At 63.0% G+C, this 422-nt stretch carries 1 protein-coding gene; it reads left to right on the top strand.

Going from position 1 to position 422, the window contains the following annotated elements; all coding sequences use genetic code 11:
* The coding region (locus tag HW466_RS31600; protein WP_208456266.1) for a hypothetical protein at nt 1-338 on the top strand (338 nt) is incomplete at its 5' end.
* Nucleotides 339-422 lie beyond the last annotated feature (84 nt).

Genomic DNA, 422 nt, shown 5'->3' with positions numbered 1-422 from the left:
TGCCGGCAATGAACCGCAGTGGCAGTTCCGTAGTTTTCGCAACCAAACCTAGACACGCGAGGTACACCATGCCTTTTCCGAATGTCAGCTCGATGGTGGGCACCGCCAGCAACCTGGCCAGCACCGCCGGTAACGTGATGAACGGCGCCGCCAACACGGCCGCCGGCAGCGCGGATTCTGCATCCACGCAAGCGCAGATGCAGAGCATCAGCAACCAGATGAACCAGATGACGCTCGCCTCGGCGCAGATGCAGCTCCAGCAGAGCATGGCCGCATCGCTGGCCAACGTGATGAAAAGCGGCGCGAGCAACGTCAAAAGCGCATCGCAAGGCGGCTAATCGCGCCAACCGGCGTCGCCTCACGCGACGCCATCGCGGCGGCCATGCCCGGTTCCGGGCGGCCGCCTCTTTTTGTTTTCTCGA

Origin of the sequence: Burkholderia territorii, assembly GCF_902833055.1 — a bacterium.
GTDB classification, from domain to species: domain Bacteria; phylum Pseudomonadota; class Gammaproteobacteria; order Burkholderiales; family Burkholderiaceae; genus Burkholderia; species Burkholderia territorii.
This window is presented reverse-complemented; position numbering and strand designations above follow the sequence as displayed.